The following is a 16679-nucleotide window of genomic DNA, read 5'->3' on the forward strand; positions in this document are numbered from 1 at the left end:
GAGACCGGTCCCGCGCCGGAGCAAGCGGTGCGGGCCCGCCCGGAACCGGTCCCGGCGGCTCAGAAGTACCAGGGGAAGGCGGACCAGTCCGGGGTCCGCTTCTGCAGGAAGGAGTCGCGCCCCTCGACGGCCTCGTCGGTCATGTAGGCGAGGCGGGTGGTCTCGCCGGCGAACAGCTGCTGGCCGACCAGCCCGTCGTCGATGGCGTTGAACGCGTACTTGAGCATGCGCTGCGCGGTCGGGGACTTGCCGTTGATCTCGCGGGACCACTGCAGCGCGGTGGCCTCCAGCTCGTCGTGCGGGACGACCGCATTGACCATGCCCATCTGGTGCGCCTGTTCGGCCGTGTAGGGCCGCCCCAGGAAGAAGATCTCGCGGGCGAACTTCTGGCCGACCTGGCGGGCGAGGTAGGCGGAGCCGAAGCCGCCGTCGAAGCTGCCGACGTCGGCGTCGGTCTGCTTGAAGCGGGCGTGCTCGGCGCTGGCGAGCGTGAGATCGCACACGACGTGCAGGCTGTGCCCGCCGCCGGCGGCCCAGCCCGGCACGACCGCGATGACGATCTTCGGCATGAACCGGATCAGCCGCTGCACCTCGAGGATGTGCAGCCGTCCGGCGCGGGCCGGGTCGACCGTGTCGGAGGTCTCGCCGTCGGCGTACTGGTACCCGGAACGGCCGCGGATCCGCTGATCGCCACCGGAGCAGAAGGACCAGCCGCCGTCCTTGGTGGACGGGCCGTTGCCGGTGATCAGCACGCAGCCGACGTCGCTGGTCATGCGCGCGTGGTCCAGGGCGCGGTACAGCTCGTCGACGGTGTGCGGGCGGAAGGCGTTACGGACGTCCGGGCGGTCGAACGCGATGCGCACGGTGCCTTTCCCGGGGCCGTCCTCGACGCAGCGGTGGTACGTGATGTCGGTGAAGTCGAAGCCCGCCACGGGCTCCCACAAAGCCGGATCGAACAGCTCAGAGACACGGGGATTCTGCACACCTGGGACAATAGGCGCAGCAGGCGTTCAGCGCGGGGGCCTCCCCGCAGCTGCCCGGCGCTTGCGCGAACGAGGGCGAGAGGGACCATGGCCCCCTCGGCCGGAGTTCGCAAGCGATGTTCAGAGGTGATCGGTTGAATCCGTCCACGGCCCAGGCTGAGGTCATCGTCGACGAGCTCGTCCGCAACGGGGTGCGGCAGGTGGTGCTCTCCCCGGGGTCCCGCAACGCACCTCTGTCTTACGCACTGTACCGAGCCGCGCACGCAGAGCGGTTACGGCTGCACGTTCGCATCGACGAGCGCAGCGCGGGTTTTCTCGCGTTAGGGCTGGCGTCGCGGACGCAGTCGCCGGTCGTGGTGGTCTGCACGTCCGGTACCGCGGCGACGAATCTGCATCCGGCGGTCAGTGAGGCATACCACTCGGGCGTCCCGCTGATCGTGCTGACCGCGGACCGCCCGCCGGAGCTGCGCGCGGCCGGTGCCAACCAGACCATCGATCAGCACCGGCTGTTCGGCGCCGAGGTACGGATGTTCGACGAGCTCGCGGTCGCCGAGAGCCGGCCAGGGCAGAACGCGTACTGGCGAAGCCAGATGTGCCGGGCCTGGCACGCCGCGGCCGGCGGCGGGCGAGGCGGCCCGGTGCACCTGAACATCCCGTTCCGGGAGCCACTGGTGCCGGACGGGGACGAGCAGTGGTGCGAGTCGCTGGCCGGCCGCCCGGGCGATGCACGGTGGACGGACGTCTCCGAGCGAGGTCAGGCGCCGAGTGAACTGTCCCGGGTGCATGCGCGGCGCGGACTCGTGCTCGTCGCCGACTGGGGTGCCGAGAAAGCCGGCGAGTGGGGCGATCGGTACGGCTGGCCGGTGTTGGCGGAATCCGGTGGCGTGGGTGTCGGTGGCTCGGCGGCGATCAGCACCGGGATGTGGCTGCTGAACCTGCCCGAGTTCATGCAGGAGCACCGGCCCGAGCAGGTGCTGTGCGTCGGTCGCCCGACGGTTTTCCGGCAGGTCCAGCAATTGCTGGCGGATACCGGCGTGGAGGTGCTGCTCGCGCACGGTGGGGTGGACTGGGCTGCTCCGGCGCACAACTTGCGGGAGGTCGCGGAGACTTTCGGTGCCGCGCCGGGAGATGTCGATCCCGAGTGGCTCACGGCGTGGCAGCACGCCGACCAGAAGGCGTCCGAGGCACTGCACGCCGCACTCGATCTGGAGCGCTGGCCGAGCGGTGCCGCGGTGGCGCGCGAGGTCGTCGATGCGTTGCCGGAACAGGCGCTGTTGGTCCTGGGTTCGTCGAACCCGAGCCGCGACGTCGCTTTGGCCGCGCGGCAGCGGTCCGATGTGGTCGTGCACCGGAACCGGGGTGTGGCCGGCATCGACGGCACGGTGTCGACCGCGATCGGCGCCGCGGTCGCGCACGGCCAACCGGCGTACGCGCTCCTGGGCGACCTGACTTTCCTGCACGACAGCAACGGATTGATGTTGGGGCCGTACGAACAGCGGCCGGACTTGACGATCGTCGTGCTCAACGACGACGGCGGCGGCATCTTCGCCTTGCTGGAACAGGGAAGCCCTGAGCACCGGGAGGCCTTCGAGCGGGTCTTCGCCACGCCGCACGGAACCGACATCGGCAAGCTCTGCGCGGCGCACGGCGTCGACCACGTGCTGGTGCGCGAGCGATCCGAGCTCACCGCTGCCCTGCAGTGGCGGCCGGGCCTGCGCGTCGTCGAGGTGCGGGCGGATCGCACCGCGCTGCGTTCGGTGCACCAGCGCTTGCTGGCCGCAGTCCGCACGGCACTGCTCGGCTGACGACAGGGCTTGTCGGCCAGTCTGCGGGGATACCGTGCGCGGGTGGCTGGTTGCGACCTCTTGGGGCTCTGGCAACGACGCTGGCCGCAGCACCCTCCGCCTGCCCGCGAGTTGAAGCACGCCTAGCCGGATCGTGTGGCGGCGCGGCGCTGTCGATGACCTGCTTCGTTCCGTTGCGGACGACGTCAGCGGAGGGGTCATGATCGCCGATTCGTGCCTGGAGCGGATTCACCACCCCTACGACGGCGGCTCGGACGTCCTGCTGCCCACCACCGCCGAACGTGACGTGCTCCGGCACCATGCGCGCTGGCTTTCCAGCCATCCGGAGGTTTCTGAGCTCGTCGTGAATCGTCGGTGTCCGCGCGACATGTGAAACCTGCGGTGGTCGGTCGTGCGTGCGGGCCCTGGGACATCGCCGCCCCGAGACGGAAGATTCCCGGGCATCTAGCACGGCTGTTCCGGCTGCGCACCGGTGTTCTCACCGCTCGGGATTCGATCTGCCCTGCAATCTGGGCAATCGGCGTCACACGTTCGTCGGGCGAGGCCGGGGCGACCGGTGTCGCTCGAAAGGTGGGTATTTATCCGCAGATCGGGGAGGTCGGTCGGCCGTAGCCGGTGCTCCCGCCGCATTCGTTCGCGGATTTTCGCTGCACTGTGGGAAAAACCTGTGATCCGAAAACATGCCTGGTCGATGAGAGCCTCCTTACTCTCCTAGCGACCATGATGTTCGAGGAGGTGGCAGGTGTTTCGACGACACGGCCTGCGAGCCACGGCGGCGGCGTGCTGCGCAACGGCTCTGCTCGCCACACCGGCGTTGGCCGGCAGTGACGGACCGGGGGTGCCCGGTGCGGGAGACGACTACTTCCCCGGTTACGGCAACGGTGGATACGACGTCTCGCACTACGACATCCAGCTGCGGTACCAGCCCGCGGACGACCATCTGCAGGGCACCACGACGATCGTCGCGAAGCCGACGCAGAACCTGACGGCGTTCAACCTGGACTTCGCGTTGCCCACCAAGTCGGTGCGGGTCAACGGCGCGCCCGCGCAGTTCTCGCAGGACGGCTCGGAGCTGACGGTGACGCCGTCGGAGGCGCTGCCCGAGGGGAGCCTCGCGACCTTCGTCGTCGAGTACGAGGGCGTGCCGTCGACGGTCGAGGTGGATGGCCTGAAGCCGTGGATCCGCACCTCCGACGGTGCGCTCGCGGTCGGGGAGCCGGAGATCGCCGCCTGGTGGTTCCCGAGCAACGACCACCCCAGGGACAAGGCGACCTTCGACGTCTCCGTCGCGGTGCCGGACGGCACCGAGGTGGTGTCCAACGGCGTGAACACCAAGACCGCCAGCCTCGCGGGCTGGACCACCTGGCAGTGGCGCACGACGAAGCCGACCGCCACCTACCTGGCGTTCATCGGCGTCGGGCAGTACGAGATCAGCACCAAGACCGGCGCGTTCGGGCAGCCGCTCGTCACCGCGTACTCCGACAACCTCGGCGAGTTCGCGGGCCCGGCGAAGGCCAGCGTCGAGCGCACCCCGGAGGTCGTGGAGTTCCTCACCGGGCTGCTCGGTGACTACCCGTTCGAGGCGCAGGGTGGCCTGGTCTCCTCGGAGGGGCTGAACTTCGCGCTGGAGAACCAGACCCGGCCGACCTACAGCCACCTGTTCTTCCGGAACGGGGCGAACACCTCGGTGGTCGTGCACGAGAACGCGCACCAGTGGTTCGGCGACTCGGTATCGGTGGACACCTGGCGCAACATCTGGCTGAACGAAGGCTTCGCGTCCTACGCGGAGTGGTTCTGGTCGGAGGCGAAGGGCACCGGTACCGCGCAGGAGCTGTTCGACCACTACTACGCGTCCCACCCGGCCGACGACCCGTTCTGGCAGGTCCTGCCGGGTGAACCCGGCGCGGAGGAAGTGTTCAGCGACGCGGTCTACGACCGGGGCGCGATGACCTTGCAGGCCCTGCGCAACGTGGTCGGTGATGAGGCCCTGCTCGACATCATCCGGACTTGGGTGTCGGAGAAGCGCTACTCCACCGGCACGATCGAGGAGTTCATCGCGCTCGCCGAGCAGCGCTCCGGCAAGCAGCTCGACGAGCTGTTCAACACCTGGTTGTTCACCAAGGGCAGGCCGCCGGTCGGCGAGGCGACGGGCGTGCCGGTGAGCGCGACCCGCGTTGCGGTGGCGCCGCCGAAGGCCGTGGCGGAGATCGACCGCACCCACGCCCTGCTGCACGACCACTGATTCGCTAGCGGACGCCTTCGAGGGCTTCGCGGACCGGGAGCAGCTTCGCTTCCGCTTCCGCGACCTCTTGGTCGGGGTCGGATTCGGGGACGATTCCGCACCCGGCGAACAGGCGGATCCTGCCGCCGCCGCGCTCGGCCTCGGTGCCGGGTGCGGCGGCGGTTTCCACTTGGGCGCAGCGAAGCGCCACGGCGAACTCGCCGTTGCCGCTGCCGTCCAGCCAGCCGACCGGCCCCGCGTAGCGTCCCCGGTCCATCCCTTCCAGCTCGCTGATCGCCCGCACGGCGTCATCGGTCGGGGTTCCTCCGACCGCGGCCGTCGGATGCACCGCGGCGACCATGCGCAGCAGCGTTGCGTCGCCATCGCGGGTGCCGCTGTCGCTGATCTTGCCTTCGACGTTCGTCGCGAGGTGCAGGACATTGCGCAGGCGGAGGACCTCCGGCTCGTTCTGCACCGTGAGGTCGCTGCAGAAGGGGCGGAGGCGAACCGCCAGTGACTCCGCCGCGTAGGCGTGTTCGCTGCGGTTCTTCGCGGAGGACATCAACTCGGCGGCGAGTTGCTCGGTGGTGTGTCCTTCTCGCGGCCAAACCGTGCCGGCCAGCACCTGGGACCGCACCTCGTATCCCTCGCGTTCGAGCAGCAGCTCGGGAGTGGCGCCGACGAGGCCGTCCACGGCGAACGTCCAGCAGGTCGGGTACCGGGCGGCGAGGTTGTTCAGCAGGAACCGGGTGTCGAGCGGCTCGGAGGTGCTGGCCAGGAGGTCGTGGGCGAGCACGATTTTGTCCAGGTCGCCGGTTCGCCGCATGCGGTGCACGGCCTCGGCCACGGCCTGGCGGTAGCCGGTCGCGGACAGCTGCCCGTCGCTGTAGGACACCGTGCCGGGCGGGTGCACGGGCTCGACCGGCGGGTGTTCGGTGGAGCCGTCGCCGATCGTGGTGATCCAGCGCACGCCGTCCCGTTGCCCGATGACGACCTCGGGCACGATCAGCACCGAGTGCCCGGGCTCGTCGGCGAAGGCCAGGCTGGCGAACGCCACCGGACCGCAGCCGGGCAGCCCGACCGAGTCGTCGACCTCGAACTGGTGACAGAGCTCTCGCCACCAGTCGTCGGCCCGGTTGAAGCGGTCGGGACCGGCAACGTCCAGGCGGGCCGCGCAGCCCCAGCCGACGAGCCCGGAGCCGTCGCGGACCCAGCTGAGCACGGAGTCGCTCGGCAGCAGTTCCAGCAGGGGCCGGTCGTATCGGGGGTCGCCCGCTTCGAGCCTTCGGGTTCGCGCCGTCAGCAGCCTGGGTGTAGTCGCCACTCCTGGAGGGTATGCGTCGCTCGCCAACAGGTGGGCGGCACCGAAGGCATGCGCGTGGCCGCCGACGGGGTGCCTACAATCGGTCACCGTGGCGAGCGATGCGGTGGCGCAGAACGCGGCCGACTCGGTGACCGAAACCAGTACGGACGGTGACCAGCCGGTTGCGGTGCCGCCCCGTCGTCGGGGGCGAGCGCGTACGGCGCGAGGCGTGCTGGTGTTCGGCCTACTGCTGACCGTGATGGGGCTGTCCATCGTCGGTGCGTGCTTCATCAACGACCGGACCATCGAGGAGTCCAAGGGCGAAGCGGTGGCCGAGGTGGTGGACACCTCGCTGACCCGGACCGTGGTGCGCTTCAACACCGATGAGGGCCGCGTCTACATCCCGCCGAACGGCGTGCTCTACCCGGCCGACTTGCAGGCCGGGCAGCTGGTCCGGGTCGAGTACGACTCGCGGAACCCGGATCTGGTGCGCGTGGCCGGCCGCAACATGACCCTTTCGCTGCTGCCCGTGTCCAGCTCGCTCGCCGTGCTGTGGGCGGTGCTGCTGCCGGTGTACTGGCTGCTCCGGCGGCCGACCGCGCGATGAGTCCTTGGTCCCTTGTGCCGCTGATCAGGCTTCCCTAATCCGGTCGGGTGGTGTGACACTGGTTTCCCCGCCGTAAGGGGGCTAGCGGCGGATTCGCACGACCGATGTGGACCTGCTCATGGGGGAAGCGGTTCGCACGTGCCGACTGGCCGCCGGCCCGCGTCTGCGAGGTCGCCATGAACACGTCTGAAGTGCAGTCCAGTGCGTCGGATGTGCAGCAGTGGGTGCTCGGCGCACCTTCGATGTCCACTGTGGATCGTTCGGTTCCGGGTGGTGCGTCCGCTCTGGATCTCGCGCAGTACTGCCTGATGCTCGGCGACGATGCGCTGGTCCTGTCGCACCGGTTGTCCGAGTGGGGAGTCCGCGCCCCGGAGCTGGAAGAGGCCGCGGCACTCGGCGCGATCGCGCTCGATCTCCTGGGAGAAGCCAGGATCCTGCTGCACCGCGCGGGTGAGGTCGAAGGCGCAGGGCGGGGCGAGGACAGCCTCGCGTACTTCCGGACCGCAGCGGAGTTCCGCAACGTGCGGTTGGTCGAGATCGACTGCGGGCCGGGGCAGGACGGCGGCTTCTCTGCCACCATCGCGCGGCTGCTGCTGTACACCGCGTGGCGGGTGGCGGTGTTCGAACGGCTGATGCGGAGCCGGGACGCCGTGCTGGCCACCTTGGCCGCACGATCCCTCGCAGGCCTGAGGAGGCACCGCGACCACGCCGCGCAGTGGGTCATCCGCCTCGGCGATGCGAACGCCGCCTCGGCGCGGCGCATGACGGGCGGGTTCCAGCGGGTGTGGCCGATGACCGGCGAGCTGTTCACGCCGCACCCGGTCGAGGCCCGGCTGGCGGATGCCGGCTGCGGGGTCGATCCGGCGGTGGTGCGCGGCGAGGTGAGCGAGGTGCTGGACGAGGTGCTCTCGGTGGCCCGCCTGGAGCGGCCGGACCCGACGGAGTTCGGCGGGTTCGTCCGGCCCGGCGGCCGCGACGGGGAGCACACCGGCGGCATGGAATTCCTGCTCGCCGACATGCAGTACCTGGCCAGATCCGCGGCGCAGCTCTGATCAGGTCCGAGAGCTGCGGCACAGGCGATCAGATTGAGTACTTTCCCCCAAGAACTCCGGGGCCTGGCAGGCGCAAAGTGATCTGGGGGGCGCTCGGGAACTTCGGTCCGGTCGACAACGTCGGACCGGTGACCGCGGGCGGGACACCGGTTCGGATGCCTCTTCGGCGAAGCGGAAGGACACAACTCGACATGGACGGAATCTGGGTGCAGGTGCTGGTCGCCTTGATCGCGGGAGCGTGCGGGGCTGGGGTGATGTCGGCCGTCTTCTGCGCCCGGAGGCGGAGAGCCAAAGCGACCGCCGGATCCGCCGTTGTGCCGCCCGCCACGCAGTCGGTCGCGTCCCCGTCGCCCGTGCCGGACAAGTGGCTGAACGAGGTCCAGCGGTGCGAGCAGGCGGTGCACCGAGCCGCTCGGGCCGTCGACGCGGTGTCCTCGACGCAGGCCCGGCACCAGTTGCAGACGGTGGTCCGGCGGATGGACGCGGAATTGCCGAACGTTCGGGCGCTTTCCGAGCTGGGGCGCGGCCTGGAGGGCAGCGAGTCGCGGGACGACGCCGTGGTGGGCCGGGTGCAGAGCCAGCTCGACGATGCCGCTGCCAGGTTCGGGATGGTCACCGATCACGTGCTGGAGGCGGTCGTGGAACTGGTCGCCGCACCCGATCTCAGCCGGGTCCACGAGCAGGTGTTGGTGCTGCGCGATCAGTTCCCGCTGCTGCGGCCGATGTCGGCGGTGTTCGGTCCGCCCCCGGGTTCGGCTCCCGCCCGCGCGCTGATGACGGCCGCCTGACGATCAGCTCCGTTCGGTGGCCTGCCGCCACCAGTCGTGCACATCGGCGGCGACGCCGGGCGCGGCCACCAGCAGCCCGTCCAGCGGGAGCGCGGTCGTGCTGCCGCGGCGGTCCAGCACGGTGGCGCCGGATTCGGTGGCCAGCGCGAGCGCGCCCGCGACGTCCCACTCCTCGTACGAGTCGAGGACCGCGGCGATCGCGTGGCCGAGCGCGACCTGGGTGATGGCCAGCGCCGGGGAGCCCAGCAGCCGGACCCCGACCTGGGCGCTCGCGGCGTTCGTGATGAACCGGTCCATGCCGCGCCACGGCCCGTTCTTGGTCAGCTCCGTGCACACGATGCCGCCGCGCGCTTCGCCTTGCACGGGCAGCCGAACCGGGGTGCCGTTGGCGCGCATGCCGCGGCCGCGGGCCGCGGCGTAGATCTGCGTGCGGTACGGATCGGCGACCACCCCGACGACCGGCCCGTGCTCGTCGAGCATGGCCAGGCTGTAGGCGCACCAGGGCAGGCCCGCCACGTAGTTGGCGGTGCCGTCGACCGGGTCGACCGACCAGCGGAACCGCGCGGAACCGGCGCGAGCGGCCCAGTGCTCTGCGACGGTGGTGGGCGCAGCGTCGAATTCTTCGCCGAACACCGGGATTCCGGGGAACTCGTCGGCGAGGATCCGGCGGGTGTGCCGTTCGAGGGTGCGACCGGTGTCGGTGACCCAGTCGAACGGTGATTCGGTGGGCTCGGGGCGCGCTCCCCGGCCCGCGGTCGCGATGATCACGTCTGCGGCATCGTTCGCGAGTCGGCCGGCGACTTCGAACGCCCGCGAAACCAGGGCGGGGTCGATCTGCGCGGGCGGGGAGGGCAGGACCGTCATGCCGTCCCAGGCTCCGTGCGGTGGGTGACCGGAGTGCAACACTCAGGTGACCGGTTGTGGAGTTACAGGTCACGATTGCGAGTTGCCGCACGCGGCGAGTGGTCCGGTCGGCGAGTTGGCGTGCTCTTCGGTTGGCGTTGGCGGTGCTGTCACGTTGCGGTCGACTGTTCGCCGGTCCGAGCCGTCACGGTGTGCCGCGTGCGCATAGCGATCGTGACCGAGAGCTTCCTGCCGCAAATCAACGGGGTGACTAATTCCGTGCTACGAGTGCTGGAGCACTTGCGGCGACGGGGTGATGCGGCGCTGGTGATCGCGCCGGGAGCGGGCCCGGAGGAGTACGCGGGTTTCCCGGTGATCCGGCTGCCCGCGATGGACCTGCCGCTGGTCTCATCGTTGCCGATCGGCTTCCCGACGCGCCGGTTGCTGCGCGGGTTGCAGGAATTCCGCCCGGATGTCGTGCATCTGGCGTCGCCGTTCATCGTCGGGGCGCGCGGCCTGGCCGCTGCCAGGCGGATCGGCGTCCCGACCGTTGCCGTCTACCAGACCGACGTCGCGGGCTTCGCCGAGTCGTACGGCCTGGGCCTGACCGCCCGCGCCGCGTGGCGCTGGATCCGCCGCCTGCACGGTGCCGCCGACCGGACGTTGGCCCCGTCGACGTGGGCCGTGGAAACGTTGCGGGAGCACGGAGTTCCGCGCGTTCACCGGTGGGGGCGGGGCGTGGACACCGAGCGGTTCTCGCCGCACCGCCGGGATCAGGATCTGCACCGCGAGTTGGCGCCGAACGGCGAGCTGCTCGTCGGGTACGTCGGGCGGTTGGCGCCGGAGAAGCGCATCGAGCGTTTGGCGGCGCTGGGCGAGATGCCGGGCGTGCGGCTCGTCGTCGTGGGTGACGGTCCGGAACGCCAGAACCTCGGTGCGGCGCTGCCGGGTGCGGCTTTCCTCGGGCAGCGGACCGGCGACGAGCTGGCACGGATCTACGCGAGTCTGGATGTTTTCGTGCACACCGGGCCGCACGAGACGTTCTGCCAGGCGGTGCAGGAGGCGATGGCTTCAGGCGTGCCGGTCGTCGCCCCGGATGTCGGCGGGCCCCGGGATCTCGTCGACCACGGCCGCACGGGTTATCTGCTGCCGGCCGACGATCCTGCTGTGCACGCGGAGGCGCTGCGCGCCGCCGTCGCGGAGTTGCGCGACCCGGAGCTGCGGGCGAGGTTCGGCGAGGCAGCGCGTGTCGCCGTCGCTGGGCGTACTTGGCCCGCGCTGTGCCAGCAGCTGATCGGGCACTACTCCGAGGTCGCGACGCGCGTGGAGCCCTTGGCCGCCTGACGGGCTCAATCGCCGGCGAACCCATCGCGCCCGGTGCAATAAATCCGTTGCGCCACAACACTTCTCCCGTTCATCATGAGTGGCGTGATCTCCGTTCGTCAGGTGGTCGAGGGCGAGCTGGCCGCCTTGCGGGAGGTGCGGCTGCGCGCGCTCGCGGCGGATCCCGCCGCATTCGGTTCCACTTTGGACGGTGAGCGGGCGCGGCCGATGGCGTTCTGGCGGGAGCGGCTCGACCGCGGCCCGTGGTTCGTGGCTTGGGCTGGGCAGGAGGCCGTGGGTGTCGTCTCGGCGGTGCCGACGAAGACCTGGGCGGAGTACCGGCTCGAGGCGATGTGGGTCGACCGGGCGTGGCGGGGCGAGGGCGTCGCGGAAGTCCTGGTCGATGCGGTCTTGGCGTGGTCGCGGAGCAGGGGTGCGGCCTCCGTGGCGTTGTGGGTCTTCGACGGGAACTCGGCTGCCCGGCGCTTCTACGAGCGCATCGGATTCAGTCCGGCGGGGCGGCGGGAGCCGCACCCTCAGAAGGCAGGGCAGTTCGGGGAGCGCCTGCGAATCGAGTTGCGGTCCGGTTCCTGAGCGTGGCCAGGCATCGAGGGAAGGGAGGTGGAATAGGAATTCCGCAATGCGGACTTGATGGGCGTGCTGGTGATCTCGCTGATCCCGCCACGTACTCTTCGGGTGTGTCTCGGGCCGGTTTGGACAAGAAGCCTCACGAGGTCGCCGCGATGTTCGACGGCGTCGCGCGCAGGTATGACCTGACCAACACGGTGCTGTCCTTCGGTCAGGACCGGCGCTGGCGGGAAGTGACCCGGCGGGCTCTGGCTCCGAAGCCGGGCGAGCGGGTGCTCGACCTGGCGGCGGGCAGCGGCGTGTCGACGGTGGAGTTCGCCCGTTCCGGCGCGTGGTGCGTGGCCGCGGACTTCTCGCTGGGCATGCTGTCGGTCGGCCGGGATCGAGGCGTGCCGATGGTCGCGGCGGACGCGCTCCGGCTGCCGTTCGCCGACGAATCCTTCGACGCCGCGACGATCTCGTTCGGGCTGCGGAACCTGGTCGACACGGCCGCCGGGCTGCGGGAGATGCTGCGGGTGGTTCGTCCCGGCGGTCGGCTGGTGGTGTGCGAGTTCTCGACGCCCACCTGGCAGCCGTTCCGGACGATCTACATGAACTACCTGATGCGGGCCCTGCCGCCGATCGCCCGAGCGGTGTCGTCCAACCCGGACGCCTACGTCTACCTCGCGGAGTCCATCCGCGAGTGGCCGGACCAGCGCGCGCTGGCGGAGCTGATCGCCGAGAGCGGCTGGAGCGGCGTGCAGTGGCGCAACCTCACCAGCGGCGTCGTCGCCGTCCACCGCGCGGTCAAGCCCTCCTGATCCCTCGTGGCTTCAGAGCCAGATCGTCTCCGGCGCCGCGGCCTCGGCTGAGTGCTGGGCCTGGCCGATCGCGGTCATGAACGCTTCCGATGCCGCGGCGAGCGGGCGGTGCGGGTCGCGGACCACTGCGATGCGGCGGCGGACTTCGGGGTCGCCGAGCGCCCGGTGTTCGAGCCCGGCGAACTGGACCAGCGGCAGCACCAGCCCGGGCATCACCGCCACGCCGAGGCCGGCCGCGACCAGCCCCGCGACGGTGGTGATGTTCCGCGATTCCAGCACGACGTCCGGGCGCACCCGCGCAGCGGCGAAGGCGCGTTCGGCGTGCTGCCGGATGCTGCTGGTCGGGTCGAAGGCGATGTGCGGCTGGCCGGCGAGGTCCGCCCAGTCGAGCCGCCGGTGTTCGGAAAACCGGTGCGACGGCGGGAAAACGCAGCAGAACCGGTCGGTCGCGATCGGCCGGACCTGCAGGTCCGGCAGCGGTTCGGGCACCACCGTGACGGCCAGGTCGACCGTGCCGCTGCGGACCCGCTGCAGCACCTCGTCCGACATGCCGTCCTCAATGGACAGTTCGACCTCGGGGTGCGCAGCCCGGTAGGCGGAGGCCACGGGCGGCAGCAGGATCGCCGCCAGCGACGGCAGCGCCGCTATCCGCACCCGGCCGCGGCTGCCGGCCAGGAACCCCTCGAAGTGGTTGATCCCGGCATCGAAGGCTTCGACCACGCGCCGCGCCACCCGGCAGAACTCGCTGCCCTCCGGCGTGATGACCAGGTTCCGCGTGGTGCGCTCGAACAGCGTGATGCCGAGCTTGCGCTCCACTTCGCGGACGGTGCGGCTCATCGACGACTGCGCCAGGTGGAGCTGCTCGCCGGCGAGCGTGAAGCTGCCGGCGTCGTGCACGGCGAGCACCAGCCGGAGCTGCTGAAGCGTCAGATCCATGCTCACGACGCATTAATCTATCAGCAACTCTTGCTTGACGTGCATGAGCGACGCGGATCACAGTACGTCCGTCCGGCAACGGAGGTGCTGCATGCTCGCCGCGAGTGGGTTCCTGACCATCGGGGTCTTCCTGGCCCTGGTGCTGTCCCGACGCGTTTCGGTGCTCTTCGCACTGACCCTGGTGCCCATCGCCGCCGCGGTGGCGAGCGGCTTCGGCGGCCGGCTCGGCTCGCTGATCGCCGACGGCCTGATCACCGTCGCGCCGGTGGCCATCATGATCACGTTCGCGGTGCTCTACTTCAGCCTGATGGTCGACGCCGGGCTGTTCGACCCGGCGGTGACCCGCATCCTGCGCTGGGCCAAGGGCGATCCGCTGAAGATCACGCTGGGCACCGCGCTGCTCACGCTGCTCGTCGCGCTCGACGGCGACGGCGCGTCGACGTTCCTCATCGCGGTGTCCGCGCTGCTGCCGATCTACCAGCGGTTGGGCATGCGGCGCATCGTGCTGGCGGGCGTGATCTGCCTGGCCGCGGGCGTGATGAACATGGTGCCGTGGGGCGGCCCCACGGCCCGTGCGATGGCCGCGCTGAAGCTGGACAGCAGCCAGCTGTTCCTCCCGGTGCTCCCTGCGATGCTGGCCGGAATCCTCTGGGTGCTGCTGGCGGCCTACCTGATCGGCCGCGCGGAGCGGAAGCGGCTCGGCGTCATCGAGGTGGCGGTCGCGGACCGCGCCCGTCCGACCGGGACCGACCGGGTGCGGTACTGGACCAACGCGGCCCTGACGCTGGTGCTCGTCGTGTGCCTGCTCGCCCAGCTCGCGGACCTGGAAGTGCTCTTCCTGCTGGCCTTCCTGGCGGCGCTGCTGATCAACCGGCCGTCCTGGCAGGGCCAGCAAGAACTGCTGACCAAGCACGCGTACAACGTGGTGCTGGTCGTCGCGGTGATCTTCGCCGCCGGAGTGTTCACCGGGATCATGACCGGCACCGGGATGATCAAGGCGATGGCCGAGAGCCTGGTGTCGGTCGTCCCGGACTCCGCCGCCGGGCTGCTGCCGGTGGCGACCGCGATCACCAGCATGCCGTTCAGCCTGGTGTTCACCCCGGACGCGTACTACTACGGCGTGGTCCCGGTGCTCGCCGAGACCACCGCGGCGCTCGGCGGCGATCCGGCCGCCATCGGGCGGGCCGCGATCCTCGGCCAGATGACCACCGGTTTCCCGCTCAGCCCGCTGACCGCCTCGACGTTCATCCTGCTCGGGATGAGCAAGGTCGACCTCGGCGACCACCAGCGGTTCATCTTCAAGTGGGCGTTCGGCACGACGCTGGTGATGACCGCAGTCGCGCTGGTCACGGGGGTGCTGTGATGCGCATCGGCAGCGGAGCCGGGTTCGCCGGCGACCGGATCGGACCGGCGGTGGACCTCGCAGCGCGAGCCCGCCTGGACGACCTGGTCCTGGAATGCCTGGCAGAACGCACCATCGCGCTCGGCCAGCAGCGGAAGCTGCGCGACCCGGCGGTCGGCTACGACCCGCGGTTGCGTGCGCGCTTCGAGCGGCTGCTGCCGGTCGCCGTCGAGCACGGCGTGCGGGTGGTGACGAACATGGGCGCGGCGAATCCCTCGGCGGCGGGCGAGGTCACCCGTGACCTGCTGGTGGACCTGGGCGTGCGCGGCAAGATCGCAGTGGTCACCGGGGACGACGTGCTGGACCGGCTCGACCTGCGGCTTCCGGCGCTGGAGGACGGGGTCCCGCTCGCCGACCACGGCGCGGTCGTCTCCGCGAACGCCTACCTGGGCGCGGACGCGCTGCTTCCGGCGCTGGACACCGGGGCGAACGTGGTGCTGACCGGTCGGGTCGCGGATCCGTCGCTGTTCGTCGCGCCGCTTGCGCACCGGCTGGGCTGGGAGCTCGACGACTGGCCGCGGATCGCGGCCGGGACGCTCGTCGGGCACGTCCTGGAGTGCGCGGGGCAGGTGACCGGCGGCTACTTCGCCGACCCCGGGGTGAAGGACGTGCCGGGCCTGGCGGAGCTGGGGTTCCCGTTCGCGGAAGTGGCATCGGACGGCACTGCGACCATCGGCAAGCTCGCGGGCACCGGAGGCGTCGTCTCCACGGCGACGGTGCGCGAGCAGCTGCTCTACGAGGTGACCGACCCGACCGGCTACCGCACTCCCGACGTGGTGTTGGACTTCCGCCCGGTGCACGCGGAGGAGACCGGCGCCGACCGGGTCCGGATCAGCGGCGCCGCCGGTCAGGCCCGCCCTGCCGAGTTGAAGGTGAGCGTCGGCTATCGCGCCGGGTACCGGGCGGAGTGCGGCATCAGCTACGCCGGGCCGAACGCCGCCGGCCGGGCACGGTTGGCAGCGGATGTGGTCACCACCAGGCTGCGCGGCACGGGACTGGGCATCAGGGCGGAAGTTCTCGGCGCGCTCAGGGACTCGGGCGAGCCGACGGATGAGTGCCGCCTGCGGGTGGCGGCGATGGCGCCGGATCCGACGGCGGCCGAGGTCGTGTGCCACGAGGTCGAAGCGCTCTACACGAACGGGCCGGCGGGCGGCGGCGGTGTTCGCGCCGATGTCCGCGAGGTGATCGGCATCGTGTCGGCGCTCATTCCCCGATCGGACGTCGAGACGCGGGTGACGGTGCTGGAGGCAGACGATGCTGCTGCATGAAATCGCCCATTGCCGGGCGGGCGACAAGGGGGATACCTCGACGCTGTCGCTGTTCCCCTATCGCGACGACGACTTCTCCTTCTTGGTCCGGGAGGTCACGGCGGAGCGGGTCCGGGAGCACCTCGCCGGTCACATCCGGGGTGAGGTGCTGCGCTACGAACTCCCGAACCTGTGCGGGCTGCAGTTCACCTGCCGCCAAGCGCTCGACGGCGGGGTGACTACATCGCTGGCCCTCGACACCCACGGAAAGTCCCTGAGTTCCCGTCTCCTGTCGCTGGTCCTCTGAGAAGGCGCATCTGGAGTGGCGACAAGCCCGTTTTCGCAGACGAACGGCCTGTCGATGAGCCTCCAAGACGTTTAAAGGGGGGTGGTTGCAAGGGGGGTTTCGGGGGTGTGTAAATTTATCCAAGTCAGAGCGACACGGGCCGGGAAAACCGGGCCGAGCCTGACGCGGGGTCGCGAACCAAGCTCCCACGACTGAGTGGTAGAGTGGGCGAGCCCGAAAGGCAAGACTTGATAAAGCGAAACGCTTACGCGTGTTGATAACTGAAGAGCCAAGTGGTCCCGAAAGATAACGAATTGGGTCGGTTGAGAAAGCGAACCCCCCGGTTTGACACGGGAAATCACGATGCTCTACAGTGGTAAACACGAAAGCGAAAACGAGGAAATGCTCCCCGGAGCTTCGATCCCTGGTTTAGGGGTTGGGTGATGGTGTGGGTGTGTTCTTTGAGAACTCAACAGCGGACTGTTTTGGTTAGTG

16 protein-coding genes are annotated in these 16679 nt (G+C 70.1%); 12 read left to right on the plus strand and 4 right to left on the minus strand.

The genetic code is table 11. The features are described from left to right. Positions 1–59: 59 nt before the first annotated feature. A complete protein-coding gene (locus tag ACWEV3_RS09520) occupies positions 60–983 on the minus strand; it encodes a 1,4-dihydroxy-2-naphthoyl-CoA synthase (RefSeq protein WP_358392197.1) in 924 nt (307 codons plus the stop codon). Between the two features lie 134 nt (positions 984–1117). Between ACWEV3_RS09520 and menD the strand changes: the two genes are divergently transcribed. The 3 genes from menD (at position 1118) to ACWEV3_RS09535 (ending at position 5030) form a co-directional block, all read left to right on the plus strand. Further along, on the plus strand, positions 1118–2788 hold the full coding sequence (gene menD, locus ACWEV3_RS09525; RefSeq protein ID WP_452613417.1) for a 2-succinyl-5-enolpyruvyl-6-hydroxy-3-cyclohexene-1-carboxylic-acid synthase: 1671 nt from the start codon (positions 1118–1120) through the stop codon (positions 2786–2788). Between the two features lie 133 nt (positions 2789–2921). Continuing rightward, a complete protein-coding gene (locus tag ACWEV3_RS09530; protein ID WP_452613418.1) occupies positions 2922–3161 on the plus strand; it encodes a DUF3885 domain-containing protein in 240 nt (79 codons plus the stop codon). Between the two features lie 369 nt (positions 3162–3530). Further along, entirely contained in the window at positions 3531–5030 is a 1500-nt protein-coding gene (locus tag ACWEV3_RS09535; protein WP_452613419.1) for a M1 family metallopeptidase, read from the plus strand. A 4-nt stretch (positions 5031–5034) separates the two neighbouring features. On the opposite strand, the gene ACWEV3_RS09540 is transcribed toward ACWEV3_RS09535, so the two are convergent. Next, the gene (locus ACWEV3_RS09540; RefSeq protein WP_452613420.1) at positions 5035–6333 is read right to left on the minus strand and encodes an isochorismate synthase; all 1299 of its coding nucleotides are present in this window, start codon (positions 6331–6333) and stop codon (positions 5035–5037) included. A gap of 88 nt (positions 6334–6421) precedes the next feature. On the opposite strand from ACWEV3_RS09540, the gene ACWEV3_RS09545 reads away from it, so the two are divergent. The 3 genes from ACWEV3_RS09545 to ACWEV3_RS09555 all read left to right on the plus strand — a co-directional run bounded on the left by ACWEV3_RS09545 (position 6422) and on the right by ACWEV3_RS09555 (position 8759). Next, positions 6422–6919, plus strand: coding sequence for a DUF3592 domain-containing protein (locus ACWEV3_RS09545; protein WP_452613421.1), 498 nt, complete (start codon positions 6422–6424; stop codon positions 6917–6919). Between the two features lie 176 nt (positions 6920–7095). Beyond that, entirely contained in the window at positions 7096–7971 is an 876-nt protein-coding gene (gene paaC, locus ACWEV3_RS09550; protein WP_452613422.1) for a 1,2-phenylacetyl-CoA epoxidase subunit PaaC, read from the plus strand. Positions 7972–8162: 191 nt separating this feature from the next. Then, positions 8163–8759, plus strand: coding sequence for a hypothetical protein (locus ACWEV3_RS09555; RefSeq protein WP_452613423.1), 597 nt, complete (start codon positions 8163–8165; stop codon positions 8757–8759). 3 nt (positions 8760–8762) lie between these two features. On the opposite strand, the gene ACWEV3_RS09560 is transcribed toward ACWEV3_RS09555, so the two are convergent. Then, positions 8763–9623, minus strand: a complete 861-nt coding sequence (locus ACWEV3_RS09560) for an inositol monophosphatase family protein (RefSeq protein ID WP_358492196.1) — start codon at positions 9621–9623, stop codon at positions 8763–8765. 198 nt (positions 9624–9821) lie between these two features. Between ACWEV3_RS09560 and ACWEV3_RS09565 the strand changes: the two genes are divergently transcribed. The 3 genes from ACWEV3_RS09565 to ACWEV3_RS09575 all read left to right on the plus strand — a co-directional run bounded on the left by ACWEV3_RS09565 (position 9822) and on the right by ACWEV3_RS09575 (position 12313). After that, on the plus strand, positions 9822–10946 hold the full coding sequence (locus ACWEV3_RS09565; RefSeq protein ID WP_452613424.1) for a glycosyltransferase family 4 protein: 1125 nt from the start codon (positions 9822–9824) through the stop codon (positions 10944–10946). An 84-nt stretch (positions 10947–11030) separates the two neighbouring features. Next, positions 11031–11519 (plus strand): N-acetyltransferase family protein, encoded by a 489-nt coding sequence (locus ACWEV3_RS09570; RefSeq protein ID WP_452613425.1) that lies wholly within the window; start codon positions 11031–11033, stop codon positions 11517–11519. Positions 11520–11623: 104 nt separating this feature from the next. Further along, a complete protein-coding gene (locus ACWEV3_RS09575) occupies positions 11624–12313 on the plus strand; it encodes a demethylmenaquinone methyltransferase (RefSeq protein WP_132492356.1) in 690 nt (229 codons plus the stop codon). Between the two features lie 12 nt (positions 12314–12325). Here ACWEV3_RS09575 and ACWEV3_RS09580 read toward each other — a convergent pair whose 3' ends face one another. Further along, complete coding sequence (locus tag ACWEV3_RS09580; RefSeq protein WP_452613440.1) at positions 12326–13249, minus strand: LysR family transcriptional regulator; 924 nt, start codon at positions 13247–13249, stop codon at positions 12326–12328. 91 nt (positions 13250–13340) lie between these two features. Between ACWEV3_RS09580 and ACWEV3_RS09585 the strand changes: the two genes are divergently transcribed. The 3 genes from ACWEV3_RS09585 to ACWEV3_RS09595 are packed head-to-tail and all read left to right on the plus strand — an operon-like array spanning position 13341 to position 16205. Further along, the gene (locus ACWEV3_RS09585; protein ID WP_452613426.1) at positions 13341–14612 is read left to right on the plus strand and encodes a CitMHS family transporter; all 1272 of its coding nucleotides are present in this window, start codon (positions 13341–13343) and stop codon (positions 14610–14612) included. Beyond that, positions 14612–15919 (plus strand): acyclic terpene utilization AtuA family protein, encoded by a 1308-nt coding sequence (locus ACWEV3_RS09590; protein ID WP_452613427.1) that lies wholly within the window; start codon positions 14612–14614, stop codon positions 15917–15919. Before ACWEV3_RS09585 ends, ACWEV3_RS09590 begins: the two co-directional genes overlap by 1 nt. Then, positions 15906–16205 (plus strand): AtuA-related protein, encoded by a 300-nt coding sequence (locus tag ACWEV3_RS09595; RefSeq protein ID WP_452613428.1) that lies wholly within the window; start codon positions 15906–15908, stop codon positions 16203–16205. Before ACWEV3_RS09590 ends, ACWEV3_RS09595 begins: the two co-directional genes overlap by 14 nt. Positions 16206–16679: the final 474 nt, after the last annotated feature.

This window comes from Saccharopolyspora sp. NPDC003752, assembly GCF_053605825.1.